Raw genomic sequence first — 22,814 nt, 5'->3', positions numbered from 1 at the left:
TTTTACGTGAGGTGCGGCGCCTGCAACCGCTGGCGCGCCTGCGCCAATTGTTCACCGTCCATGCGCGACGCCGCCGTTTTCAGATACCGCTCGGCGGCGCCGAAGCCGCCGCGTTCCGCCATCGCCAGCCATAACCACGCCTGCGCCACGTCGGCCCGCACGCCCTGCCCCACAAGATACATCAATCCAAGATTGAACTGCGCGCGCAAGTGCCCCTGCCCGGCCGCCTGCAAATACCAATGGTGGGCCTGCGCATAATCCTGCGGCATGCCCTGGCCGTTGTCGTAGCGCAGACCGAGCGCGAACTGCGCCAGGGTATGCCCCTGCGCCGCCGCCTTGGCATACCAGCCGTTGGCCTGCGCGCTATCGGGCTGCGGTCCCTCGTCGTTATCGAACAGCAGCGCGAGGTTGTACTGCGCCGCCGCGTAATCCTGCTCCGCCGCGCGGCGGTACCACAGCATCGCCTTGCGCAAATCCTTCGGCACGCCGCGTCCCGTCTCGTAGCGCAGGCCCAGGTCGAACTGCGCCCGCAGGTGGCCCTGGTCGGCCGCCTTGCGATACCAGAAAATCGCCTCCTGGTGATCCATCGGCACGCCGTGGCCGGCGTCGTACAGCAATCCAAGATGGTACTGCGCGCCGGGATAGCCCTGTTCCGCCGCCTTGCGGTACCAGAGCTGCGCCTGTCCATGATCCTGCGGCACGCCCTGGCCGTGGTCGTAGCGCAGCCCCAGATTGTTCTGCGCCCCCGCGTGACCCTGCTCGGCCGCCTTGCGGTACCAGTCCAGCGCCTTCTGCTCGTCGCGCGGCACGCCCTGGCCGTTGTCGTAGATGAGGCCAAGATTGAACTGCGAGCTGGCGTGATCCTGTTCCGCCGCGCGGCGATACCACAGGATGGCCTTCTGGCTGTCCTGCGCGATGCCGTCGCCCTTGTCGAAGCGCAGCGCCAGATTGAACTGCGCCGGCGCGTAACCCTGGTCGGCCGCCTTGCGGTACCACGACATCGCCTGGCCCACGTCCTGCGGCACGCCCTGGCCGTTATCGTAGCGCAGGCCAAGGTTGAACTGCGCGCGCGCATAGCCCTGCTCCGCCGCTTTGCGGTACCAGGCGATGGCCTGCTTGAAATCCTGCGGCACGCCCTTGCCGGTGTCGTACATCATGCCCAGATTGTTTTGCGCGCCGGCGTCGCCCTGCTCGGCGGCCTTGCTGAACCAGTGCATGGCTTTCTGCGTATCCGCCTCAAGGCCCTGGCCCTTGGCGTACAGCCAGCCCAGGTTGTACTGGGCTGCGGCGTATCCCTGCTCGGCGGCCAGCTTGTACCAGGCCGCCGCTTCCTCGTAATTCTGCTCGACGCCCTGGCCCTTCTGGAACATCACGCCGAGGTTGTACTGCGCGTGCTCCAGCCCCTGCATCGCGGCCTGGCGATACCAGACCACCGCCAGCTCGAAGCTTTGCGCCACGCCCTGGCCGTTGAAGTACATAAAGCCCAGGCTGTGCTGGGCGTTGGCGATACCACGTTCGGCTTGCTGCTTGACACGCAGGAACTCGGCTGTGTAGGTGCCGCCTTTATTGGCATCGGGTCCGTCAGGCGTGTATTTCGTCATGCTGCTTCACTGATTGTTCAAGCCTGGATTGCGACCATGGCCGGTTGGGTGTCTGTAGTCGGCGTCTTCGCCGCGTTGGGTGACGGCGCGGAGGAAGCCGACAAGCGGTTCTGGTCCAGCAGCACGTCGATAAAACTGAGCAGCGAGATCGGGCGGTGGTAGAAATAGCCCTGCATCGTGGTGCAGCCGTTGGCCTGCAGGTAGCGCGCCTGCACGTCGGTCTCCACGCCTTCCGCCACCAGATGCAGGCCAAGGCCGCGCGCGATCGAGATGATCGCCAGGATCACCGGGTAGTGGCCGTTCTCGTCGTGGATCTCCTTGACGAACGACTGGTCGATCTTGATAGTGTGGATGGGGAAGCGGTGCAGATACGACAGCGACGAATAACCGGTGCCGAAATCGTCGATCGCCACCGACACGCCCAGCTGGCAAAGTTTGTTCAACTGTTCGATCGCGTACTGCGGATTGCGGATGCAGATGTTTTCGGTGATCTCGACTTCGATCTGCGCCGGCGAGATGCCGTAGCGCGTCAGCGCGCCGCGCATCTTCTCGAAGAAGTCGCCCCGGTCCAGATACTGCGGCGACAGGTTCAGCGACAGGCGTATCGCCTCGCCGCCGGCGGCGTTCCACTGCAGCAGGTCGCGGCACAGCGCGCCCAGCATCCAGTCCGAGATCGGCAGCATCAAGCCGTTTTCCTCGGCGAACGGCAGGAACTCGCCGGCCGACAGCAACCCGCGCTGCGGATGGTTCCAGCGCATCAGGCCCTCGGCGCCGATGATGCGGCCGGTGGCGACGTCGAGCTGCGGCTGGTAGTACATTTCCAGCTCGTTCAACTCCAGCGCCTTGCGCAGGCTTTGTTCCAGCGCGATCTTCTGGTGCGACACGTCGAGCATCGAATCGTGATAGAAGCTGTGGCCATTCTTGCCCAGCGCCTTGACCTGGTACATGGCGATGTCGGCGTGGCGCAGCAGCTCGTCGATGGTCTCGCCGTCGTTCGGATAGATGGCGATGCCGATCGAGGCGGAGATGTGCACCTGGTGGCCATCGAGGTCGAACGGTTCGTGCAGGCTTTCGAGGAACTTGTCGGCGATGGCCTTGGCGTCCTGGCGGTCGCGCAGCTCCGGCAGCACGATGGTGAATTCGTCGCCGCCCTGGCGCGCCAGCGTGTCGCCCCGGCGCAGGCATTCCTTGAGCCGCTGCGACACCTGCTGCAGCAGTTCGTCGCCCTTGACATGGCCCAGCGTATCGTTGACCAGCTTGAAGCGGTCAAGGTCGATGAACATCACCGCCAGCTCGGTCAGTTTGCGCTTGGCCTGGATCACGGCCAAGCCCAGGCGGTCCTTGAACAGCATGCGGTTCGGCAGGTCGGTCAGGATGTCATGGTAGGCCTGGTAGGAGATCACCTCCTCGGCGCGCTTGCGGTCCGTGATGTCGCGGGCGACGCCATAGGTGCCGAAGAATTCATGCTTCTTGACGCTGTGGTCGGGGACGTGCATGCCGATGGCGTTGAGCGAAATCGTCATCAGCGTGTTGTTGAAGGTGCGCTCGATGCCGCCGCCGGTGTTGCACTTGAGGCGCAGTTCGACGTTGCGCGAAGCCCGTTCGTCGACGCGGCGCTCGTTGAAGGCGTAGCGGGCGCGCTCCTGGTCCTCGTCGTGCACCAGGATCGAGTAGTGCTTGCCGATCAGTTCTTCGCGGGTGAAGCCGAGCAGCTGCTGCACGCGGTCGTTGATGAAGGTGAACTTGCCTTCGTGGTTCAGCGTATAGATGATGTCCGGCGAGCTGTCGACCAGGTAGCGGTACATCTTCTCCGAGTTTTCCAGCTTGGAGGCGATGCGCTCGTTGTCGACGGCCAGGCGGCGCTTTTGCAGCGCGTTCTCCACCGTCTTGAGCAGCTCTTCGCGGCTGTACGGTTTGCGCAGGTAGTCGTAGGCACCGCGTTTGAGCGCGCCGATGGCGGCGTCGATGCCGACCTCTCCGCTCATGACGATGACGTCGCCGTCGATGCCCTTGGCGTTGATGAAGTCCATGATCTCGTGGCCGCTCATGTCGGGCAGGCGCAGGTCGAGCAGGATCAGATCGAATTTCAGTTTGGTCAGCTGGGCCAGGGCCTCGCTGCCGCAGGTCGCGGTCACCAGGTGGTAGTCGCGATCGCGCAGCAGCTCGTACAACGACGACAGCAGGCGTGGCTCGTCGTCCACCAGCAGGATGCGGGGCCAATTATCGGCGGCGTGGGCGACGGGGGTTAGGTCGTCCGAACTCGTTTCTGGGGCGGCGTGGCCGGCGGGAGTCAGGTTCATCATGGCCTTAAACTGAATCCATCAACCGCGTTTGCACGCCGCCGACGGGACTGGAACTGCTACGCGCGGGCAGCAAAATTTCGAAAGTGGTTCCCGCCTTGCCGGATCGGCAGGTGATCAGGCCCTGCATCTTCTTCACCAGGCCGTGGACGATCGACAGGCCCAAGCCATGGTGCGGACCTTCCTTGGTGCTGCGCACCTGGGAGAACAGGTTGGCCAGCACGTCGGCCGACAGCCCCGGACCGGTGTCGCCGATGACCAGCTCCAGATACAGCTTGCGCTCGCGGTTGACGTGGCCGCGGTTGGCGATTTCGATCTTGCCGCCGTCGGGCATGGCCTCGACCGCGTTCTTGATCAGGTTCACCAGGATCTGTTTGAGCAGGTCGGCGTCGCCCTCGATGTCGGCCGGCTCCTCCTGCATGCGCACCACGATCTGCACCGACGCCGGAACGAAGTCGGTGGCGCGGAACAGGCGCAGCACGTCGTCGACCACGCGCGCGACATCGGTGGCGCGCGTGGTTTCGGTCGGCTGCAGGTCGGCCAGGCCGTTGATCAATTGTCCGACGCGGTCGATCTCCTCGTTCAGGATCGACATCTCGCCGACCACCGGCTCGCGCCTTGCCAGCTTGCTGTCGAGGACCGACAGGTAGTTCTTGATGATCGACAGCGGGTTGTTCACCTCGTGCACCACGCGGCGCGACGCTTCGCGGTACTCTTCGGCGACATGGGCGATCTGGCGCTTGGCGTGACCGCGCTCGCTGATGGCCGTCTCCAGCGCGGCCGCCGCCTGGGTGCCGAACGATTGAAGGAAGCGCGCGCGCTTCTGGTAGCTGGCCATCTGCCAGGCCGGCGCGCCGCCGATCAGCACCCCGAGGCAGCGCTGGTTGGCCACCAGCGGCAGGCATACCATGCTCTCGGTGCCGAGGATGCGGAACAACTGGTCCTCGGCCACGCTCAATGGCGGCTGTTGTTGGCCGTCGCGGCTGATGATGGCCAGCTTGCGTTCCAGCGCGCACGCCGCCACCAAGCCGCCCTTGTTGAGCGGGATGATGAATTCGGAAAAACGCAGCTGCTGGTCGCCGGTGGCGGTGCCGTGCAGCGCGTGGCCGGTTGGATTCTCCAGCAGCACCAGCGCGTTCTCGAAGTCGAACAGGATGCGCGCCGAACGCGTCATCGATTCGAGCAGGCCGGCCTCGCCGTTCTGGCGCGCGAAGGACTGGCCCATCTCGGACACCAGCACCATGTTGCGCACCTCTTCCGACAGCCGCTGCTGCACCGGATCGACCACCGGCGGCGCGTAGGCGGCCGGCACCGGCACGTCGTCGACGCCGGTGAGGTCGATGCCCAGGTAATCGGCCGACTTTTCCACCTGGCGCGCGGCGTTGTTGATGATCTGCTCCAGCACCTCGCCATCGAGCCCGCACAGATGCGCGCCGCTCTCGATCGCCTCCTGCTGGTCTTCATGGCCGCACAGCAGGTGCGCCAGGCGCACGATGCGGATTAGCGGATGCGAAGACTCCAGGCGCGCCAGCGGCTCGTGGTGATACAGCACGCTGTCGGCCAGGAAGGAGTCCAGGTGCCAGCGCTCGATCAGCCAGGCGCCCGCCTCCGCGTGCGTGATCTGCAAGGTGCGCTGTTCGACGGCGCACAGGTCCTCGTCGTCGCGCGCCATGAAGTTGAAGCCGTATTCCTTGGGCGCGGTCGCCAGCAGCGCCAGGCGGCCGACGTTGTGCAGCAGGCCGGCCAGGTAGGCCTCCTCGACGTGCGGGTACTCCATCTTGCGGGCGATGTCGCGCGCGATGACGGCGGTCGTCAGCGAGCCTTTCCAGAAACCGCGCAAGTCGGTGCTGCCGGAATGGGGGAAGCTGTTAAAGGTCTGGAACACCGATTCGCTGATCACCAAGGTCTTGATCATGTCGGTGCCGAGCGACACCAGCGACTGCTCCAGGCCGACCGTGCGGGCGTTGCGGTGGAAGGCCGAGCTGTTGGCGACGGTGAGGATCTTGCTGGTCATCGCCGCGTCCTTGGCGATCAATGCGGCGAGCTCCGGCATGCCGGCGTCATCCGCCTGCAAGTGCTCGATCAACTTAATGAGTATCTGCGGCATGGCCGGCAGACGGGCAATCAGCAATCGATTGCGAATATCATGGTCAGGTTGATGCATCGTATCCAGCTTTGCCGCCAGTGGTCGTCGAATAAGGGGAGGTACTCAACGGCTCAGTACCGCAAAAAGTTATTTTTTCATCAGTATTTCAGGCAGGTTTTAGGCTTGAAATTACGTCTGGAAAAGTTATATTAGCATAAAGTATCATGATAACTTAGCAGCTATCAAGCGGATATCAATCTTTCATTCTAAACTAATTCAATTTCCCACCGTAAATAAGTGTTAACCTGGATGGCGTAGAAGCATGCGCCGGTAATGGCGCGACGTCAACCACAAAACGAGAGCAGAGGCACTAAAAGCCAGCTGTCCGGCGGCTAACCAGAGCACGGAGTGTGATAGGAACGGCGCGATCACGCCCGCCACCAGCGCGCCGAGCATGGTCAGCGCGAACGATTGGCACGAGGCCACGGTGCCCCGGATGTGCGGGAACAGGTCCATCGCCAGCAGCGTGGCGGCGGGCGCCACGACCGACATGCCGAAATTGTAGAAAAGCAGAGGTGCGACCGACCATGGCAGCGCCGGCGGCAGCCACAGATGATACAAAACGTTCACCACCGGGGCCGCGATCAGGAAACAGAAGCCGATGCCGATCTGTCGCGAGAATGTCATTTTCCCGGCCATGCGGTTGGCCGCCAGCGCGCCCAGGAAGATCCCGGACACCGCCGGAATGAACAGCCAGCCGAATTGCGACGGCCCCAGGCCGAGGTGCTGGGGCAGGAACTCCGGCGCCGCCGCGATGTACACGAACAGGCCGGCGAAGTTGAGCGCCACCACGCCGGACTTCATGAGGAACAGCGGCGAGCGCAGGATGTCGCCATAGTTGCGCGCCAGGTAGCGCGGATTGAACGGCTGGCGCTTGTGCGGCGGCAGCGTCTCCGGCAGGCGCCGGTAGCAGTAGATGAACAGCAGGATCGTGTAGGCCAGCAGCGACAGGAAGATCGCGCGCCAGTCGAACAAGGTGACGATCCAGCCGCCGAGGATGGGCGCGATGGCCGGCGCGATCGAGAAGATCATCGTCACCAGCGACAGCAGCCGCGCGGCGGCGGCGTCATCGTACAGGTCGCGGATGATGGCGCGCCCCACCACCACCCCGGCGCCGGCCGACACGCCCTGCATGACGCGGAACACCCACAGGTAATGGACCGTGTGCGCGGAGGCGCAGCCCAGGGTGCCGATGGCGAACATCACCAGCGACACCAGCACCACGTTGCGGCGCCCGAAGGCGTCGGCCAGGGCGCCGTGCCACAGCACCATGGCGGCGAAGGCCAGCATGTAGAACGTCAGGCTTTGCTGCACTTCGAGCGGCGTGGCGCCCAGCGAGGCCTGGATGTTGGGGAAGGCCGGCAGGTAGGCGTCGATCGAGAACGGCCCCAGCATCGACATCGCCGCCAGCATGGTCGCCAGCCCGGCCGCGCTGAGCACCTTCATGTGCGACGGCGGCGGCGGCGGGATGTCCTCGACAGGATCGGGCGGGAGGTTGGCGGGAGGTGTCGGGAACATCGTTGGGGCCTTGTTTTACGCTTCTTTGGGCTTGGCCGCTTCGCGGCGGTTGAAGCCCGCCACCATATCGAAGCGGAACAGACGGCATTCGAGGGCGCCGTTGAAGAACGGCGTCTTGCGCGACTCCTTCAGGCGCAGCATCTTCGGCAGCCCCAGGTCGGCGGTGAACAGGAACACCGTCCAGCCGGCGAAGCGCTGCTTGAGCGTGGTGCTCAGCGCCGAATAGAAGCCGCTGGCCAGTTCATCCTCGGGCAGCGAGCTGTCGCCGCGCACGCCGATACGTTCGCCGTACGGAGGATTGGTCAGCAGGATGCCCGGCTGCTCGGTCGGCGCCTTCACTTCCTGCGCCTCGATCTGCTTGAGCGGCACGTCGAACATGATGCCGGCGCACTTCAGGTTGTGGCGGGTCATCGCCACCATGTCGCCCGAGATGTCGGAGCCGAAGATGGTCGGCGATGCCGGCAGCGGATTGGCCTTGATCGAATTCTTCATCTCGTTCCACGGCGCCGGATCGAAGTCGTTGAACGCTTCGAAGGCGAACCGGCGGCGCGCGCCCGGCGGGATGCCCTGCACCATTTGCGCCGCCTCGCACAGGATGGTGCCGGAACCGCACATCGGGTCGAACAGCGGCATGCCAGGCTTCCAGCCCGACACGCGCAGCAGGCCGGCGGCCAGGTTCTCGCGCAGCGGCGCGTCGCCGGTTTCCTCGCGCCAGCCGCGCTTGAACAGCGCCTCGCCCGAGGTATCCAGATAGATGATGAACTGGCGCGCGTCGAGGAAGCCGACGATGCGCATGTCCGGTTCCTTGGTGTTGACCGACGGACGCTTGTCGAACTGGTCGCGGAAGCGGTCGCAGATCGCGTCCTTGATCTTCAGGGTGGTGAACTCCAGGCTTTTCAGCGGGGATTTGACGGCGGTGACGTCGACACGGATCGTGTGGTCGTAGGTGAACCAGTCTTCCCACTGCTGCGCCAGCACCAGGTCGTAGATGTCGTTCTCGTTCTGGTAGCCGGTGACGGCCATGCGCATCAACACGCGCGAGGCGATGCGCGAGTGCAGGTTGATGCGGTAGGAGTCAAGCAGGTCGCCGGAGCAGTGCACGCCGCCAGGGACCTGGTTGTGCACCTTCATGGTGGTGCTCAGAAGGGCGATTTCGCCCAGTTCTTCGGCCAGCGCCGCTTCCATGCCGCGCGGGCATGGGCAAAAATAGGATGCCATAGGTGTACCTTTTGTCCGTTGAAAAACCAAAAACCGTTACTTCGTTTGCTACGGTGCTGCTTTACTTCCGCATTGCGCGCTCCAGGAAGTCCAGGCGGTCCTGGCCCCAGAAGCTTTCCCCATCGAGCACATACCACGGCGAGCCGAATACATTGGCGGCGGTGGCGTCCTCGGTGTTGCGGTCGTACTCGGCCTGCACGCTGGCCGTCTCCGACGATTTGATCAGCGCGCGGCCATCGAGATCGCAACCGCCGGCGATCTGCGCCAGCGTGTCCTCGTCGCCGATGTTCTTCTCTTCTGCCCACAGGCCGCGCATGATGGCGCCGGCCAGTTCCAGCGCGACGTCGACGCCGTGCGTCAGGCGCGCGGCGATCACCATGCGGTTGGCCAGGTCGGGCGACACCGGGAAAAACTTCGGCTGCACGTTCATCGGCACGCCGAGGAACTCCGACCAGCGCGTCAGTTCGACCAGCCGGTAGGCCTGGCGCTGCGGCGCGCGCTTGGCCAGCGGCAGGCCGCCGGAGACGCCGAACACCTTGCCCAGATCGAAAGGACGCACCTCGATCTGCACCGCGTGCTGGCGCGCGATCGCGATAAAGCGCTCATGTCCCAGATAGGTCCACGGCGAATGAATGGCGAAAAAATACTGACAGACTTTGCTCATGATGCTCCGATCAGAACGGTTTGACGACAACCAGGATCACGATGGCCAACAGCATGAACACCGGTACTTCATTAAAGACGCGGAACCACTTGTGGCTGCGCGTGTTGACGCCCTTCTCGAACTTCTTCAGGAGCGAACCGCAGGCGTGGTGATAACCGACCACCAGCACCACCAGCAGCAGCTTGGCGTGCATCCAGCCCGGCATTTTCGCGCCGTACTGCATGTAGACCAGGATCGCGCCGAACACCACGGCGAACACCGACAACCACATCGAAAACCGGTACAACTTGCGCGCCATGAGCGTCAGGCGCTCGGTGGTGGCGGCGTTGGTTTCCATCGCCAGGTTGACGAAGATGCGCGGCAGGTAGAACACGCCGGCCATCCAGCAGATGACGAAGAAAATGTGCAGCGCCTTAATCCAGAGCATAGCTATCCTTTATTGACGAACTTCACCGTGACCGAATACCACGTATTTCAACGACGTTAAACCTTCCAGCCCGACCGGACCGCGCGCGTGCAGCTTGTCGTTCGAGATGCCGATTTCGGCGCCCAGGCCATATTCGAAGCCGTCGGCGAAGCGCGTCGAGGCGTTGATCATCACCGACGCCGAATCGACTTCGCGCAGGAAGCGCATGGCGTCGCTGTGGTCCTCGGTGATGATCGATTCCGTGTGTTTGGACGAGTACTGGTTGATGTGCTCCATCGCCTGGTCGATGCCGTCGACGATTTTCACCGACAGGATCGCGGCCAGGTACTCGGTCGACCAGTCCTCCTCGGTGGCGGCCGCCAGATGAGGGTAGCCGGCCGCCGACAGGATCGCCAGCGCTTCGGCATCGGCGCGCAGCTCGACTTCCTTGGTGGCGTACAGCGCGGCCAGTTGCGGCAGCACCGTCGGCGCGATCGCGCGCGCGACCAGCAGGGTTTCCATCGTGTTGCAGGTGCCGTAGCGGTGGCACTTGGCGTTGAAGCCGATGTCCACGGCCTTCTTCAGATCGGCCTTGGCGTCGATGTAGACGTGGCAGATGCCGTCCAGGTGTTTGATCATCGGCACGGTCGCCTCTTCCATCAGGCGCGCGATCAAGCCCTTGCCGCCGCGCGGCACGATCACGTCCACATACTGCGGCATGGTGATCAGCGCGCCGACGGCGGCGCGGTCGGTGGTGTCGACCACCTGCACGCCGTCTTCGGGCAGGCCGGCGCCGGCCAGTCCTTCCTTGACCAGTTTGGCCAGGGCGCGGTTGCAGTGGATCGCTTCCGAGCCGCCGCGCAGGATGGTGGCGTTGCCGCTCTTGATGCACAGCCCCGCCGCGTCGACGGTGACATTGGGACGCGATTCGTAGATGATGCCGATCACGCCCAGCGGCACGCGCATCTGGCCGACCTGGATACCCGAGGGGCGGAATTTCAAACCGGAGATCTCGCCGATGGGATCGGACAGCGCGACGATCTGGCGCAGGCCTTCCACCATCGTGGCGATCGCCTTGTCGGACAGCGCCAGGCGGTCCAGCATCGCCGGAGCCAGGCCGTTGGCGGCCGCCGCGTCCATGTCGAGCTGATTGGCGGCGCGCAGCTGGTCGGCGTCGCGTTCGATGGCGTCGGCGATCAGGGTCAGCGCGCGGTTGCGGGTGGCGCTGTCGGCACGGGCCATCGCGCGCGATGCCTTGCGCGCCTGCTGGCCCAGTTGTTCCATGTAGTGCTTGATATCCATGTTCATCCCACGATGTTCACTGCGTTCTTAAAACTTCAGCCGCGCGCCACTTTCAACGCCAGCTGCAGCATGGCGTCCCAGGCATCGCCGTTGTGCGCCTTGGCGCGCAGGCCCTTGATCATCTTGTCCACCTGTGCCGCGTCCTTCATCGCCGCCTCCAGGGTTGGCAGCGAGATGCGCCGCAACGCCGGGTCCATCATGCGCTCTTTCGGCCCCCAGATGCGGTATTCCTTGAGCAGCGCGCCGAGCGGCCTGCCCTGCGCCATGCCCGACTTCAGTTTCAATAGCGTGCGGATCTCCTCCGACACCGCCCACAGCACCAGCGGCAGCGCCTCGCCCTCGCCTTTCAGGCCTTCGAGCATGCGCACCAGCCGCGCCGGATCGCCCGACAACATCGCCTCACTGAGCTTGAACACGTCGTAGCGCGCCACGTTGAGCACCGCGTCGTGCACCTGCTCGTAGGTCAGCTTGCCCGGTTCGTGCAACAGGGCCAGCTTCTGGATCTCCTGGTGCGCCGCCAGCAGGTTGCCCTCGACACGGTCGGCGATGAAGTCCACGCTTTGCCGGTCCGCGCTTTGCCCCTGCGCGGCAAGGCGCTGGCCTATCCAGTTGGGCAAATGTGCCCGTTCGATCTGCGCGATGTCGATATACACCGCCGCCTGCTGCAGCGCGGCCACCCAGGCCGCCTTCTGCGTCTGCCAATCCAGCTTGGGCAGGGTGATCAAGGTCAGGTTGTCCGGACTCAGATCCTTCACATAGTTCTGCAGCGCCGCGCCGCCGTCCTTGCCGGGTTTTCCGGTCGGGATGCGCAGCTCGATCAGCTTCTTATCGCCGAACAGCGACAGCGCCTGATTGGCCGCCAGCAGTTCGCCCCATTTGAAGCTACGCTCGACGGTCAGCACGTCGCGCTCCGAATAGCCCTGCGCGCGCGCGGCGCGGCGGATCTTGTCGGCCGCCTCCAGCGCCAGCAGATGCTCGTCGCTGGTGATGACGTACAGCTGGGACAACGACTTCGTCAAATGGCCGTCCAGCGCTTCCAACCGCAATTGCATAACGTGCCCTTACAGGATCGGCACGGCCGGTGCCGACTGGGTCGGCGCCGGATTCGGCGTAGATGCCGGCACCGACATGCGCGTCAATTTAATGGCGGCGATACGGCGCATCATTTGCTGTACCAGGTCGGTCTGCATATCCTTGTACAGCAAAGCCTCTTCCTGCTCCTTGGCCAGCAACTGGGTTTCGTTGAAGTCGATCGGACGGCTCAGCGCGATCGACGTCGGCGGCAGCAGCACGGCGCCCTGCTTGTCCAACACGCGGAACACGATGCTGTACTGAAGCAGGTACTGGCGCACGCGACCATTGCTGTTAAGCGACAGGATGGTCTTGGTCTTGGTGTGCTCCGGATTGGAGATCACCTCGACGATGCCGTCGGCCTCCTTCGCCGTCTTGACGACGGTGGTGCTGCCGTTGGCGTTGATGTTGCGCTTCAAATCGACCGCCAGCGGCGACGACTCGGGCAGTCCCACGTACATCGTCGGGAACGGCAGCGTGTAGTGGCCGCCGTCGCCGCGCAGATGGAAGCCGCATGCCGACACCGTCAGCGACACCGCCAGCACAACACCGCACAGGCGCGCGCGCTGGAACAACCGGGACCTGCTTGCCATGTTAGTCATCCGAGATCCGTCCGCTAATCTGTTAAACAACGATGTTGACCAATTTGCCCGGCACGACGATGACCTTCTTCGGCGTGCCCTCGATGAATTTCTGTACCGCTTCGCTGGCCAGCGCCGCCGCCTCGATGGTGGCCTTGTCGGCGCCCTTGGCGACGACCACGCTGCCGCGCAGTTTGCCGTTCACCTGGATCATCATCTCGATCTCGGCTTGTTCCAACGCCGCCGGATCGACCTGCGGCCACTGCGCGTTGAGGATGTCGCCATGCGCCTTGCCGTAACCCAGCTCCTCCCACAACACGTGGGTGATGTGCGGAGCCACGGGATTCAGCAAGCGCAGGAAGATCGAGAAGCCCTCGGCCACCAGCGCGTTCGATTCGGCGCTGTCGTCCAGCTTCGCCGATTCGATCGTGTTGAGCATCTTCATGCAGGCCGAAACGACGGTGTTGTACTGGATGCGCTTGAGGTCATAGTCGGCCTGCTGCAGGATTTTGTGCAGTTCGCGGCGCAGGGTTTTCTGCGGTTCGGTGGCGACAGGAGCGGCGGGACCGTTCAATGCCGCTTCGATGCGCGACGCCTGCGCGTAACCGAACGCCCAAACGCGGCGCAGGAAGCGGTTGGCGCCTTCGACGCCGCTGCCCGACCATTCCAGCGTTTGCTCCGGCGGCGAGGCGAACATCGTGAACAGGCGCGCGGTGTCGGCGCCGTACTGGCCGATCTGCGCGGCCGGATCGATGCCGTTGTTCTTCGACTTCGACATCTTCTCGGTGCCGCCGATCTGCACCGGCTGGCCGTCGTCCCTGGACACGGCGCCTTGCGGACGGCCCTTGTCGTCCAGCGTCACTTCGACGTCGGCCGGATTGAACCAGGTCTTCTTGCCCGCTTCATCCTCACGGAAGTAGGTTTCGTTCAGCACCATGCCCTGCGTCAGCAGGTTGGTGAACGGCTCGTCGAACTTGACGATGCCGAAGTCGCGCATCACCTTGGTCCAGAAGCGCGCATATAACAAGTGCAAAACAGCGTGCTCGATGCCGCCGATATACTGGTCCATCGGCATCCAGTAATCGTTGCGCTCATCGACCATGGATTCGTTGGCGCCCGGCGACGTATAGCGCATGTAGTACCACGACGAATCGACGAAGGTGTCCATGGTGTCGGTCTCGCGGCGCGCAGGCTTGCCGCACTGCGGGCAATCGCACTTGAGGAAGGCTTCGTATTTGTTCAGCGGATTGCCGCTGCCGTCCGGTACGCAGTCTTCCGGCAGCACCACCGGCAGGTCTTTTTCCGGTACCGGCACCGAGCCGCAATCGGCGCAGTTGATCATCGGGATAGGCGTGCCCCAATAACGCTGGCGGGAGATGCCCCAGTCGCGCAGGCGGAAGGTGATCTTCTTCTCGCCCAGGCCCTTGGCGGCCATGTCGGCGGCCACCGCGTCGACCGCGTCGGCGTAGGACAGGCCGTCGTACTTACCCGAGTTGGTGACGATGGAGACGGCCTTGTCGCCGTACCACTCCTGCCATGCGTCGGTCGAGAATTGCTGGCCCTCGACCTGAATGACCTGCTTGATCGGCAGCTTGTATTTTTTGGCGAAGGCGAAGTCGCGCTCGTCGTGCGCCGGCACGCCCATGACGGCGCCGTCGCCGTAGGTGATCAACACGTAGTTGCCGACCCAGACCTCAACCTGCTCGCCGGTCAGCGGATGGGTGACGAACAGGCCGGTCGGCATGCCCTTCTTCTCCATCGTCGCCATGTCGGCCTCGATCACGGAACCCAGTTTGCACTCGGCGTTGAAGGCCGCCAGCTCGGGGTTGGTCTGCGCGGCGTGGATCGCCAGCGGATGCTCGGCCGCCACGGCGCAGAAGGTCACGCCCATGATCGTGTCCGGGCGGGTGGTGAAGACGTACATTTTGCCGTCCTGGATCAACTGGCCGTCGGCGTCCTTGATCTGGTGCGGGAAGGCGAAACGCACGCCGGTCGACTTGCCGATCCAGTTGGCCTGCATGGTGCGCACGCGCTCCGGCCAGCCGGGCAGCTTGCTGTCGACGTGTTCGAGCAGCTCGTCGGCGTAGTCGGTGATGCGGGCGTAGTACATCGGGATCTCGCGCTTTTCGATCAGCGCGCCCGAACGCCAGCCGCGGCCGTCGATGACCTGCTCGTTGGCCAACACGGTCTGGTCGATCGGATCCCAGTTCACGGTGCCGGTCTTTTTGTAGATGATGCCTTTTTCGAGCATCTTGAGGAACATCCACTGGTTCCACTTGTAGTATTCCGGCTTGCAGGCGGTCATCTCGCGCGACCAGTCGATCGCCAGGCCCATGGACTCCATCTGCTCGCGCATGTGGGCGATGTTCGAATAGGTCCACTGCGCCGGCGGCACGTTGTTGGCCATCGCCGCGTTTTCCGCCGGCATGCCGAACGCGTCCCAGCCCATCGGCATCAGCACGTTATAGCCGTTCATGCGCAGGTAGCGGTACATCACGTCGTTGATCGTATAGTTGCGGACGTGGCCCATGTGCAGTTTGCCCGACGGGTAAGGCAGCATCGAGCAGGCGTAGTACTTCCCTTTCGGGAAACGCGGATCGTGCTCGACGGCTTTATAGGCGTCGATGGCCTTCCAGTGGGATTGCGCGGCTTGTTCAACGTCGGCGGGACTATATTTATCTTGCATGGTGGTGTGCGGCCGGCGTGGCCCGGCAAAAAAGGAATATGAACCGGACATTATACTGGCTCAACCGCCTCCAGCGCACGAGAGTGGCCCCTTGGCGCCGTCCGGACGGTAAGATAACCGCATGCTTTACCGCGAATACCCTCCCCACCCGGCGTTGAGCGCCCATGTCGACTGCATGTGGACGGCGCGCGTGCTCGCCGTCGCGCCCGGGCGGGCGCATACGCACCGGGTGCTGCCCGATAACTGCGTCGACATCCTGTGGCAGGACGGCGGCCGGCCCGCTTTCGCCGTCGGCATGATGAGCAGCGCCATTGTGGTGGCCAGCGCCGGGCCGGTGGGCACGGTGGCGGTGCGCTTCAAGCCGGGGGCGGCCGGGGCCTTTCTGGCGACGCCGCTGCATGCGCTGACCGATCAGCGGGCCGATATCGACCTGCTGTGGGGACGCGGCGACGCCGACCGGCTGGCCGACGCGCTGTGGACCCATGAACTCTCCGACCGCGAGCGCATTGCATTAATTGAAACACAATTATTGCGGCGGCTGCGCGATGTCGGGTCGACGCCCGGCGGGGGAGCGCTGGTGCGGAGCGCGCTGGGCGTGCTCGATGCCAGTGCCGGCGACGTGCGGATCGACGATCTGGCGGCGCGATTAGGCGTCTCGCGCCAGCACCTGGCGGCGCAGTTCCGCACGCGGGTCGGCCTGTCGCCCAAACTGTACGCGCGCATCTGCCGCTTCCGGCGGGCCACGGCGGCACTCAAGGCGTCGCCGGCGCCGGATTGGGCGCGGCTGGCGCTCGAATGCGGCTACTTCGACCAGTCCCACCTGATCCACGATTTCCAGGAATTCGCCGGCAGCGCGCCGGAAGGCTTTTTGCGGGCCGGCTAGGCGCTCAGCTTCCATTTTTACAATCGCCGCCGCCGCGGATATGCCAAGATGATGTTTTAGACATCGTTATGGAGACTATCATCATGATCAAGGGACTACGCACATTGGTGTATCCGGTGGCCGATCTGGCGGCGGCCAAGGAGTGGTACGCAAAAGTATTCGACACCGCGCCCTACTTCGACCAGCCGTTTTATGTCGGCTTCAGCGTCGGCGGCTTTGAACTGGGCCTGATCCCGGATGGGCGGCCGGCCACGGCCGGCGGCATGGTGTACTGGGGCGTCGACGACATCCAGGCGGAAGTCGAACGCATCGTGGCGCTGGGCGCGACCATCCACGGCGCCGTCCAGGATGTCGGCGAAAACATCAAAACGGTCGAATTGGCGGACCCGTTCGGCAATTTATTGTGCCTGATTTACAACCCGCATTTCGACGTGAAAGAGGTACGCTAAGGCCGGTGCCATCCAAATTACCGCTGTTCCACGTAGGGCGGATTAGGCGGAACGCCGTAATCGGCCATCGATGAGCCGCCGACGAAGCACGCGTTGGCCGATTACGCTTCGCTAATCCGCCCTACGTGTTTCCGTGGTTCGGCTTTACCGCCAGTTTGTGGCAAACTACGCCCCTTCGAAAAGAAAAAGGTAGTCCATGTCCCGCCGTAACGCCAATATGATCAAGTCGCCCGAACAAATCGTCATGGCGCGCGTCGCCGCCCAGCTGGCGGCCGACGTGCTGACGATGATCGGCCCGCACATCAAGGCCGGCGTGACCACGGCCTACCTCGACCAGCTGTGCAACGACTACATCGTCAACGTGCAGCAAGTGATCCCGGCCAACGTCGGCTACGGCGGCTTCCCTGCCACCGTATGCAGCTCGATCAACCACGTGGTCTGCCACGGCATCCCCTCGCCAGAGGAAGTGCTGAAGGACGGCGACATCATCAACATCGACGTCGCCGTCATCAAGGATGGCTGGCACGGCGACACCAGCCGCATGTACTACGTCGGCGAGCCGTCGAAGGCGGCGCGCAAGCTGGTCGAGACGACGTATGCGGCGATGTGGGCCGGCATCCGCGCCGTCAAGCCGCGCGCGACCCTGGGCGACGTCGGTTTCGCGATTCAGACGGTGGCGGAGAAGGCCGGCTTCAGCGTGGTGCTCGATTATTGCGGCCACGGTATCGGCCAGGTCTACCACGAGGAGCCGCAAGTGACGCACTACGGCCGTCCGGGCCAGGGCGTGGTGCTCAAGCCGGGCATGCTGTTTACGATCGAACCGATGATCAACGCCGGCCGCGCGGCCACGAAGGAACTGGACGACGGCTGGACCGTCGAGACGCGCGACAAATCGCTGTCGGCGCAATGGGAGCATATGGTGCTGGTGACCGAGACCGGGTTCGAGGTGTTGACCCTGGCGCCCGGCGAGACCGGCGCCAAGGCACAGATCCCGATCGTGGGCTAAACAACGGAGACACGTAGGGCGGATTAGGCGGAACGCCGTAATCGGCCATCGTTGAGCCGCCGACGGCGCATGCACGGCGGATTACGCTGCGCTAATCCGCCCTACGTGTTTTAGTGGCGGCGCTTCGTTTACTTCAACGTCAGCTTCAAGGCCGGCTTCTCGCCGTAATCCTCATACCGCTCGTTGATGCCGGCCACGCAGTACGTCACCTCTTCCAGGATATCCGGCGCGGCGGCCTTCATCGCATCGGCGTCCTTGATGACGATCTCCAGCACCTCGTTGGGCTTGAGGCGGAATTTGCTCATGCCGTCGTCGTCGCGCAGATAGCTCAGGCAATCGACCCACGCGTCCATCGTCGCGCCATACGTGTCGGGAAAGCCCATCGCCGCCTTGCAGGCCGCGTGGAAGCTGTCCATATCGGTGATCGCCGCGCCGTTCAATTCTGCGGTTGCCATTATTTCTTCTCTACTTTCTTCGGGTCGGTGACGAACCCCAGTTTCGTTAATCCATTGGTCTGCGCCGCCGCCATCACCTGCGCCACCACTTCGTAGCGGGTGTCCTTGTCGGCGCGCAGTTGCAGCTCCGGCTGCGGGTCCTGCCCGGCCGCTTCGACCAGGCGCGCCTCCAGCGCCTCCCGTTCAAGCGGCTCGTTGTTCCAGAAGATCTTGCCCTTGCCGTCGATGGCCAAGGTGACGGTGGCCGCCTCGGCCTGCTGCTGGCTGGTGGGCGCCTGCGCCTTCGGCAGGTCGAGCTTGACCGCGCTGGTGAACATCGGCGCGCCCAGGATGAAGATCACCAGCAGCACCAGCATCACGTCGACCATCGGCGTGACGTTGATGTCGGCCATCGGCCCCGGCTGGCGGTGGTGGTTGAATGCGCCAAAGCTCATGCTTGCTCCCGGCTCAAATTGAACAGTTATTTGCCGGCGCGCGCGCCGGTGGTCAGATAGGCGTGCAGGTCGTGCGCGAACGCGTCCAGCTCCGCCAGGGTCAGGCGGTTGACGCGGTTGAAGGCGTTAAACGCCAGCACCGCCGGAATCGCCACCGTCAGGCCGATGGCGGTCATGACCAGCGCCTCGCCGACCGGGCCGGCCACTTTGTCGATTTGCACGGTGCCGCTGGCCGAGACATTGGCCAGCGCGTGGTAAATGCCCCAGACGGTGCCCAGCAGGCCGACGAACGGCGCGGTCGCGCCGATCGACGCCAGCACGGTCAGGCCGCCTTCGAGGCGGTTGGTCGAGCGCTGGATCGCCACCCGCAGCACGCGCGTGACTTGCGCGGCGCGGTCCATCTCGCCGCCCAGCGACGGCCGTTCGGCCACCTTGATTTGCGCCGCGCCCTGCTGCGCCAGCGGCAGGTAGATTTTTTCCGGGTCGGCCAGTTCCAGCGCGGCCACGCCGTCCCCCATCGTCGGCGCTTCCCAGAAGGCCTGCACGGCCGGGGAGCTGCGGCGCACGCGCCAGGCCGCGAAGGCCTTCGACAGGATGAAGAACCAGCTCACCAGCGACATCGCCAGCAGCACGAACGCCACCGCGTGGCTGATGCCGTCGCCCTGCTCCCAGTAATGGGCCAGGGTGAACTGGTTGGCGACGGCGGGCGTCATCCGTTCAGCGACAGCACGTCATACATGTCGAACAAACCGGTCGGCTTGTCGGCCAGGAAGCGGCAGGCGCGCAGCGCGCCGTGCGCGTAGGTCGCGCGGCTGCTCGATTTGTGGCTGATTTCGATGCGCTCGCCGATGCCGGCAAACAGCACGGTGTGGTCGCCGACGATGTCGCCGCCACGGATGGTGGCAAAGCCGATCGACGACGGATCGCGCTCGCCGGTGACGCCTTCGCGCGCGTAGACGGCGCACTCTTTCAAGTCGCGGCCCAGCGCGCCGGCGATCACTTCGCCCATCTTCAGGGCGGTGCCGGACGGCGCGTCGACCTTGAAGCGGTGGTGCGCCTCGATCACTTCGATGTCGTAGCCGTTCGACAGCGCCTTGGCGGCCTGCTCGAGCAGCTTCATCGTGACATTGACGCCGACGCTGAAGTTGGGCGAGAACACGATCGCGGTCTTCTTGGCCGCTTCGGCGATGGCGGCCTTGCCGGCGTCGTCGAAACCGGTGGTGCCGATGACCAGTTTGATGCCGTGCTCGGCGCAGTAGGCCAGATGCTCCAGCGTGCCCTCGGGACGGGTGAAGTCGATCAGGTACTGGGCGCCGGCCAAGCCTTGCGCCAGGTCCGACTGCACCAGCACGCCGCCCGGCTTGCCGAGGAAGGCGGCGGCGTCGCCGCCGACGCCGGCCGAACCGGCGCGGTCCAGGGCGCCGGCCAGGCGCGCGTCCGGCGCGTTCTCGACGGCTTCGATCAGGATGCGGCCCATGCGGCCACTGGCGCCGGCGATGGCGATATTCATTGCGGTCATGCGTGCTTCCTTATTTGTTCTGGTTGCCCACCGTGACGCCAACCGGCGCGGGCGCGGCGTTGTCGGTCCCCGTCGTCGGAGGCGGCGCCGTCGGCGACGGCTTGTTCTCCGGCGCGTCCGGGTTTTTCTTGATCTTCGGCGCCGGGCCGGCGATGCGGGCGATGTATTCTTTCTCGGTCGGCAGGTTGCCGCCTTCCCAGCGCGCGACCTTGCCGTCGTTGTCGAAGAAGACGATGACGCGGCTGGTGGTGACTTCGCCGTTGCCCTTGGCCATGCGGAACGCGTAGTCCCAGCGGTTGGCGTGGAACGGATCGGTCAGCAGCGCGGTGCCGAAGATGAAGCGGACCTGGTCGCGCGTCATGCCAACTTTCAACTGCGCCAACATTTCCTCGGATACAAAGTTGCCTTGCTGAATATCAGGACGGTATGGCGAGAAGAACCACATGAACTTTTGCAGCGGGGTGATGGTGGTCGTTTGCGCGCCCTTGCTGGCGTCCAGGGTGATCCCGGTTTCCTTGACCTGGTTCGATTTCTCGCCCAAGGTGGTGTTGGAAGCACAGCCGCCGGCGGCCAGCGCGACGCAGACGGCGCCTGCGAGCAACGGAGCACGGCGGGTAAAACGGTGCGACAAAGACTGCAATAAAGCCGGGGTGACGCGCATAAGTGTCCTCAATCTGGTCGAGCGGAAATGCCGAAAAACGCTATATCATAAAGCACATGGTGCGAGATGGGGCCGCGCGGGCACGCGAAGTGACAGCATTATCCTGTAAAACCCGGGATATGTCCTTGTTTTGCAAGGCGCAAGTGTAAATGTTTGCAAACGCGGTCCGCCCGCCGATGCCGCAATAAGGGCCGCGATAAAGGCCGCAATAAGTGGAGGCAATGAGTGCGGCGCGGCGCGGAGTGCGTTAAACTGTGGGCTAGCTATCGCCAACCAGAATAAGAGTGTCCAACATGGGTAACAATCCAACCGATCTGAAGGCCAGCGGCCTCAAAGCCACCCTGCCTCGCCTTAAAATCCTGGACATCTTCCAGAACAGCGACGTCCGCCACCTGACGGCCGAGGATGTCTACAAGATCCTGCTGGCCGACAATATGGACGTCGGCCTGGCCACCGTCTACCGCGTGCTGACCCAGTTCGAACAGGCCGGCCTGCTGAACCGCAACCACTTTGAAACCGGCAAGGCCATCTTCGAGCTCAACGAGGGATCGCACCACGACCACCTGGTGTGCCTGGACTGCGGCCGGGTAGAGGAGTTCTTCGACGAAGAGATCGAAACGCGCCAGCAGATGGTCGCCAAGGAGCGCGGCTTCAAGATCGCCGAGCACGCGCTGGCGATTTATGGCAATTGCATCAAGACGGCCTGCCCGCACCGGCCGTAATCGCCGCGTAAAACCACGAAAACACGTAGGGCGGATTAGGCGGCACGCCGTAATCGGCCATCTTTGAGCCGCCGGCATGCATGCATGGCCGATTACGCTGCGCTAATCCGCCCTACGTGGTCAGATACGCTATCGGTGTCAATTATGACTCAGGGCGTTCGACAACAACTTGGCCGTGATATCGACGATCGGTATCACGCGCTCATAGGCCATGCGGGTGGGGCCGATCACCCCCAGGGTGCCGACGATCTTGCCGTTGGCCATGTACGGCGCGGTCACCACGCTCATCTCGTCCATCGGCACCAGGCTCGATTCTCCGCCGATATAAATCTGCACACCGCTGGCCTTGCTCGACACGTCGAGCAGCTGCATCAAGCCCGTCTTTTGCTCGAACATGTCGAACATCTGCCGCAGCGACGTCATGTTCGACGACAAATCGCTCACCGACAGCAGGTTGCGCTCGCCGGCGATGACCATGTCGTCCGAGTTGTCCGCCATCGCCTCGCTGCCCGCCTCCACCGCCGCCTGCATCAGCCGGCCCATGTCGTCGCGCAATTGGCGTACCTCGGTCTGCAATCGCGTGTGCACCTCGTCGAAGGCCAGGCCGCCGTAGTTCTGGTTGATGTAGTTGGCCGACTGGATCAGCTGCGTGGGGCTGTAATCGACATCGGTCAGCAGCAGGCGGTTTTGCACGTCGCCGGTGGGGCCGACGATCACCAGCAGGATGCGCTTCTCCCCCAGCCGCAGGAATTCGATCTGCTGGAACACCGATTCGCGGCGCGGGCTGAGCACCACGCCGGCGAACTGCGACAGCGACGACAGCATCTGCGCCGCGTTGGAAATCATTTTCTGCGGCTGCGGCGCTTGCAGGCGCATGCGGCCCTCGACCGATTGCTCGTCCAGATGTTGCACCGTCAGCAAGGTATCGACAAAGATACGGTAGCCGCGCGGCGTCGGCACCCGGCCGGCCGAGGTGTGCGGGCTGGCGACATAGCCGAGCTCCTCGAGGTCGGCCATGATGTTGCGGATCGTCGCCGGCGACAGGTCAAGGCCGGAGATCTTGGAGAGCGCGCGCGAGCCGACCGGCTGGCCGTCCGCGATATAGCGTTCCACCAGGGCTTTGAGCAGGGTTTGAGCGCGTGTGTCGAGTTGCATACTGTATATCTTATTTGCCGAGAGTTGCCGTATTTGT

21 protein-coding genes are annotated in these 22,814 nt (G+C 64.0%); 4 read left to right on the top strand and 17 right to left on the bottom strand.

Annotated features, from left to right (window positions below; translation table 11 throughout):
* Nucleotides 1-2: 2 nt before the first annotated feature.
* The 11 genes from AC07P1_RS27320 to leuS form a co-directional block, all read right to left on the bottom strand.
* Nucleotides 3-1,601, bottom strand: coding sequence for an SEL1-like repeat protein (locus tag AC07P1_RS27320; protein ID WP_494698793.1), 1,599 nt, complete (start codon nucleotides 1,599-1,601; stop codon nucleotides 3-5).
* Nucleotides 1,602-1,618: 17 nt separating this feature from the next.
* Nucleotides 1,619-3,901: an EAL domain-containing protein gene (locus tag AC07P1_RS27315; protein ID WP_494698792.1), complete on the bottom strand. Its 2,283-nt coding sequence runs from the start codon at nucleotides 3,899-3,901 to the stop codon at nucleotides 1,619-1,621.
* Nucleotides 3,902-3,908: 7 nt separating this feature from the next.
* A complete protein-coding gene (locus AC07P1_RS27310) occupies nucleotides 3,909-6,065 on the bottom strand; it encodes an HDOD domain-containing protein (RefSeq protein ID WP_494698791.1) in 2,157 nt (718 codons plus the stop codon).
* Nucleotides 6,066-6,287: 222 nt separating this feature from the next.
* Nucleotides 6,288-7,565, bottom strand: coding sequence for a multidrug effflux MFS transporter (locus tag AC07P1_RS27305; protein ID WP_494698790.1), 1,278 nt, complete (start codon nucleotides 7,563-7,565; stop codon nucleotides 6,288-6,290).
* Between the two features lie 15 nt (nucleotides 7,566-7,580).
* Nucleotides 7,581-8,783: a THUMP domain-containing class I SAM-dependent RNA methyltransferase gene (locus AC07P1_RS27300; RefSeq protein WP_494698789.1), complete on the bottom strand. Its 1,203-nt coding sequence runs from the start codon at nucleotides 8,781-8,783 to the stop codon at nucleotides 7,581-7,583.
* A 61-nt stretch (nucleotides 8,784-8,844) separates the two neighbouring features.
* Nucleotides 8,845-9,447 (bottom strand): 2-hydroxychromene-2-carboxylate isomerase, encoded by a 603-nt coding sequence (locus tag AC07P1_RS27295; protein ID WP_494698788.1) that lies wholly within the window; start codon nucleotides 9,445-9,447, stop codon nucleotides 8,845-8,847.
* Nucleotides 9,448-9,457: 10 nt separating this feature from the next.
* Nucleotides 9,458-9,874 (bottom strand): CopD family protein, encoded by a 417-nt coding sequence (locus tag AC07P1_RS27290; RefSeq protein WP_494698787.1) that lies wholly within the window; start codon nucleotides 9,872-9,874, stop codon nucleotides 9,458-9,460.
* A gap of 9 nt (nucleotides 9,875-9,883) precedes the next feature.
* Nucleotides 9,884-11,155, bottom strand: a complete 1,272-nt coding sequence (locus tag AC07P1_RS27285) for a glutamate-5-semialdehyde dehydrogenase (protein WP_494698786.1) — start codon at nucleotides 11,153-11,155, stop codon at nucleotides 9,884-9,886.
* Between the two features lie 35 nt (nucleotides 11,156-11,190).
* Nucleotides 11,191-12,207: a DNA polymerase III subunit delta gene (gene holA, locus AC07P1_RS27280; protein ID WP_090325103.1), complete on the bottom strand. Its 1,017-nt coding sequence runs from the start codon at nucleotides 12,205-12,207 to the stop codon at nucleotides 11,191-11,193.
* 9 nt (nucleotides 12,208-12,216) lie between these two features.
* Nucleotides 12,217-12,819, bottom strand: a complete 603-nt coding sequence (locus AC07P1_RS27275) for an LPS-assembly lipoprotein LptE (RefSeq protein ID WP_494698785.1) — start codon at nucleotides 12,817-12,819, stop codon at nucleotides 12,217-12,219.
* A gap of 31 nt (nucleotides 12,820-12,850) precedes the next feature.
* Entirely contained in the window at nucleotides 12,851-15,493 is a 2,643-nt protein-coding gene (leuS, locus tag AC07P1_RS27270) for a leucine--tRNA ligase (RefSeq protein ID WP_494698784.1), read from the bottom strand.
* A 121-nt stretch (nucleotides 15,494-15,614) separates the two neighbouring features.
* Between leuS and AC07P1_RS27265 the strand changes: the two genes are divergently transcribed.
* The 3 genes from AC07P1_RS27265 (at nucleotide 15,615) to map (ending at nucleotide 17,831) form a co-directional block, all read left to right on the top strand.
* Nucleotides 15,615-16,376, top strand: a complete 762-nt coding sequence (locus tag AC07P1_RS27265; protein ID WP_494698783.1) for an AraC family transcriptional regulator — start codon at nucleotides 15,615-15,617, stop codon at nucleotides 16,374-16,376.
* 83 nt (nucleotides 16,377-16,459) lie between these two features.
* Complete coding sequence (locus tag AC07P1_RS27260) at nucleotides 16,460-16,825, top strand: VOC family protein (RefSeq protein ID WP_494698782.1); 366 nt, start codon at nucleotides 16,460-16,462, stop codon at nucleotides 16,823-16,825.
* A gap of 196 nt (nucleotides 16,826-17,021) precedes the next feature.
* Nucleotides 17,022-17,831 carry a type I methionyl aminopeptidase gene (gene map / locus AC07P1_RS27255; RefSeq protein ID WP_494698781.1) on the top strand — a complete coding sequence of 270 codons (810 nt, stop codon included), beginning with the start codon at nucleotides 17,022-17,024 and terminating at the stop codon, nucleotides 17,829-17,831.
* Between the two features lie 128 nt (nucleotides 17,832-17,959).
* Here the strand turns inward: map and AC07P1_RS27250 are convergent, their stop codons facing one another.
* The 5 genes from AC07P1_RS27250 to AC07P1_RS27230 are packed head-to-tail and all read right to left on the bottom strand — an operon-like array spanning nucleotide 17,960 to nucleotide 20,900.
* Nucleotides 17,960-18,286: a barstar family protein gene (locus tag AC07P1_RS27250; protein WP_494698780.1), complete on the bottom strand. Its 327-nt coding sequence runs from the start codon at nucleotides 18,284-18,286 to the stop codon at nucleotides 17,960-17,962.
* A complete protein-coding gene (locus AC07P1_RS27245; protein WP_494698779.1) occupies nucleotides 18,286-18,720 on the bottom strand; it encodes an ExbD/TolR family protein in 435 nt (144 codons plus the stop codon). Before AC07P1_RS27245 ends, AC07P1_RS27250 begins: the two co-directional genes overlap by 1 nt.
* 26 nt (nucleotides 18,721-18,746) lie before the next feature.
* On the bottom strand, nucleotides 18,747-19,433 hold the full coding sequence (locus AC07P1_RS27240) for a MotA/TolQ/ExbB proton channel family protein (RefSeq protein ID WP_494698778.1): 687 nt from the start codon (nucleotides 19,431-19,433) through the stop codon (nucleotides 18,747-18,749).
* Nucleotides 19,430-20,239 (bottom strand): 4-hydroxy-tetrahydrodipicolinate reductase, encoded by an 810-nt coding sequence (gene dapB, locus AC07P1_RS27235; RefSeq protein ID WP_494698777.1) that lies wholly within the window; start codon nucleotides 20,237-20,239, stop codon nucleotides 19,430-19,432. The genes AC07P1_RS27240 and dapB overlap by 4 nt, the downstream gene beginning before the upstream one ends.
* A 10-nt stretch (nucleotides 20,240-20,249) precedes the next feature.
* Complete coding sequence (locus AC07P1_RS27230) at nucleotides 20,250-20,900, bottom strand: outer membrane protein assembly factor BamE (protein ID WP_494698776.1); 651 nt, start codon at nucleotides 20,898-20,900, stop codon at nucleotides 20,250-20,252.
* A gap of 293 nt (nucleotides 20,901-21,193) precedes the next feature.
* Between AC07P1_RS27230 and fur the strand changes: the two genes are divergently transcribed.
* Complete coding sequence (gene fur, locus AC07P1_RS27225; protein WP_090325074.1) at nucleotides 21,194-21,622, top strand: ferric iron uptake transcriptional regulator; 429 nt, start codon at nucleotides 21,194-21,196, stop codon at nucleotides 21,620-21,622.
* Between the two features lie 138 nt (nucleotides 21,623-21,760).
* Here fur and hrcA read toward each other — a convergent pair whose 3' ends face one another.
* Nucleotides 21,761-22,777 (bottom strand): heat-inducible transcriptional repressor HrcA, encoded by a 1,017-nt coding sequence (hrcA, locus tag AC07P1_RS27220; protein WP_315220145.1) that lies wholly within the window; start codon nucleotides 22,775-22,777, stop codon nucleotides 21,761-21,763.
* Nucleotides 22,778-22,814: the final 37 nt, after the last annotated feature.

It is taken from the genome of Duganella sp. GW821-FHT07F09, assembly GCF_059418705.1.
The sequence above is the reverse complement of the archived record's forward strand: the minus strand, read 5'-3'. Positions and strand labels throughout refer to the sequence as shown.

Excerpts from the sequence above, each read along its gene's own strand:
- AC07P1_RS27315 (WP_494698792.1), bottom strand. The coding sequence starts at position 3,901 with ATGAACCTGACTCCCGCCGGCCACGCCGCCCCAGAAACGAGTTCGGAC.
- AC07P1_RS27260 (WP_494698782.1), top strand. The coding sequence starts at position 16,460 with ATGATCAAGGGACTACGCACATTGGTGTATCCGGTGGCCGATCTGGCG.
- holA (WP_090325103.1), bottom strand. The coding sequence starts at position 12,207 with ATGCAATTGCGGTTGGAAGCGCTGGACGGCCATTTGACGAAGTCGTTG.
- dapB (WP_494698777.1), bottom strand. The coding sequence starts at position 20,239 with ATGACCGCAATGAATATCGCCATCGCCGGCGCCAGTGGCCGCATGGGC.
- hrcA (WP_315220145.1), bottom strand. The coding sequence starts at position 22,777 with ATGCAACTCGACACACGCGCTCAAACCCTGCTCAAAGCCCTGGTGGAA.
- AC07P1_RS27245 (WP_494698779.1), bottom strand. The coding sequence starts at position 18,720 with ATGAGCTTTGGCGCATTCAACCACCACCGCCAGCCGGGGCCGATGGCC.
- AC07P1_RS27285 (WP_494698786.1), bottom strand. The coding sequence starts at position 11,155 with ATGGATATCAAGCACTACATGGAACAACTGGGCCAGCAGGCGCGCAAG.
- AC07P1_RS27230 (WP_494698776.1), bottom strand. The coding sequence starts at position 20,900 with ATGCGCGTCACCCCGGCTTTATTGCAGTCTTTGTCGCACCGTTTTACC.
- map (WP_494698781.1), top strand. The coding sequence starts at position 17,022 with ATGTCCCGCCGTAACGCCAATATGATCAAGTCGCCCGAACAAATCGTC.
- AC07P1_RS27320 (WP_494698793.1), bottom strand. The coding sequence starts at position 1,601 with ATGACGAAATACACGCCTGACGGACCCGATGCCAATAAAGGCGGCACC.
- AC07P1_RS27310 (WP_494698791.1), bottom strand. The coding sequence starts at position 6,065 with ATGCATCAACCTGACCATGATATTCGCAATCGATTGCTGATTGCCCGT.
- fur (WP_090325074.1), top strand. The coding sequence starts at position 21,194 with ATGGGTAACAATCCAACCGATCTGAAGGCCAGCGGCCTCAAAGCCACC.
- leuS (WP_494698784.1), bottom strand. The coding sequence starts at position 15,493 with ATGCAAGATAAATATAGTCCCGCCGACGTTGAACAAGCCGCGCAATCC.
- AC07P1_RS27250 (WP_494698780.1), bottom strand. The coding sequence starts at position 18,286 with ATGGCAACCGCAGAATTGAACGGCGCGGCGATCACCGATATGGACAGC.
- AC07P1_RS27295 (WP_494698788.1), bottom strand. The coding sequence starts at position 9,447 with ATGAGCAAAGTCTGTCAGTATTTTTTCGCCATTCATTCGCCGTGGACC.
- AC07P1_RS27240 (WP_494698778.1), bottom strand. The coding sequence starts at position 19,433 with ATGACGCCCGCCGTCGCCAACCAGTTCACCCTGGCCCATTACTGGGAG.
- AC07P1_RS27265 (WP_494698783.1), top strand. The coding sequence starts at position 15,615 with ATGCTTTACCGCGAATACCCTCCCCACCCGGCGTTGAGCGCCCATGTC.
- AC07P1_RS27290 (WP_494698787.1), bottom strand. The coding sequence starts at position 9,874 with ATGCTCTGGATTAAGGCGCTGCACATTTTCTTCGTCATCTGCTGGATG.
- AC07P1_RS27300 (WP_494698789.1), bottom strand. The coding sequence starts at position 8,783 with ATGGCATCCTATTTTTGCCCATGCCCGCGCGGCATGGAAGCGGCGCTG.
- AC07P1_RS27305 (WP_494698790.1), bottom strand. The coding sequence starts at position 7,565 with ATGTTCCCGACACCTCCCGCCAACCTCCCGCCCGATCCTGTCGAGGAC.
- AC07P1_RS27275 (WP_494698785.1), bottom strand. The coding sequence starts at position 12,819 with ATGGCAAGCAGGTCCCGGTTGTTCCAGCGCGCGCGCCTGTGCGGTGTT.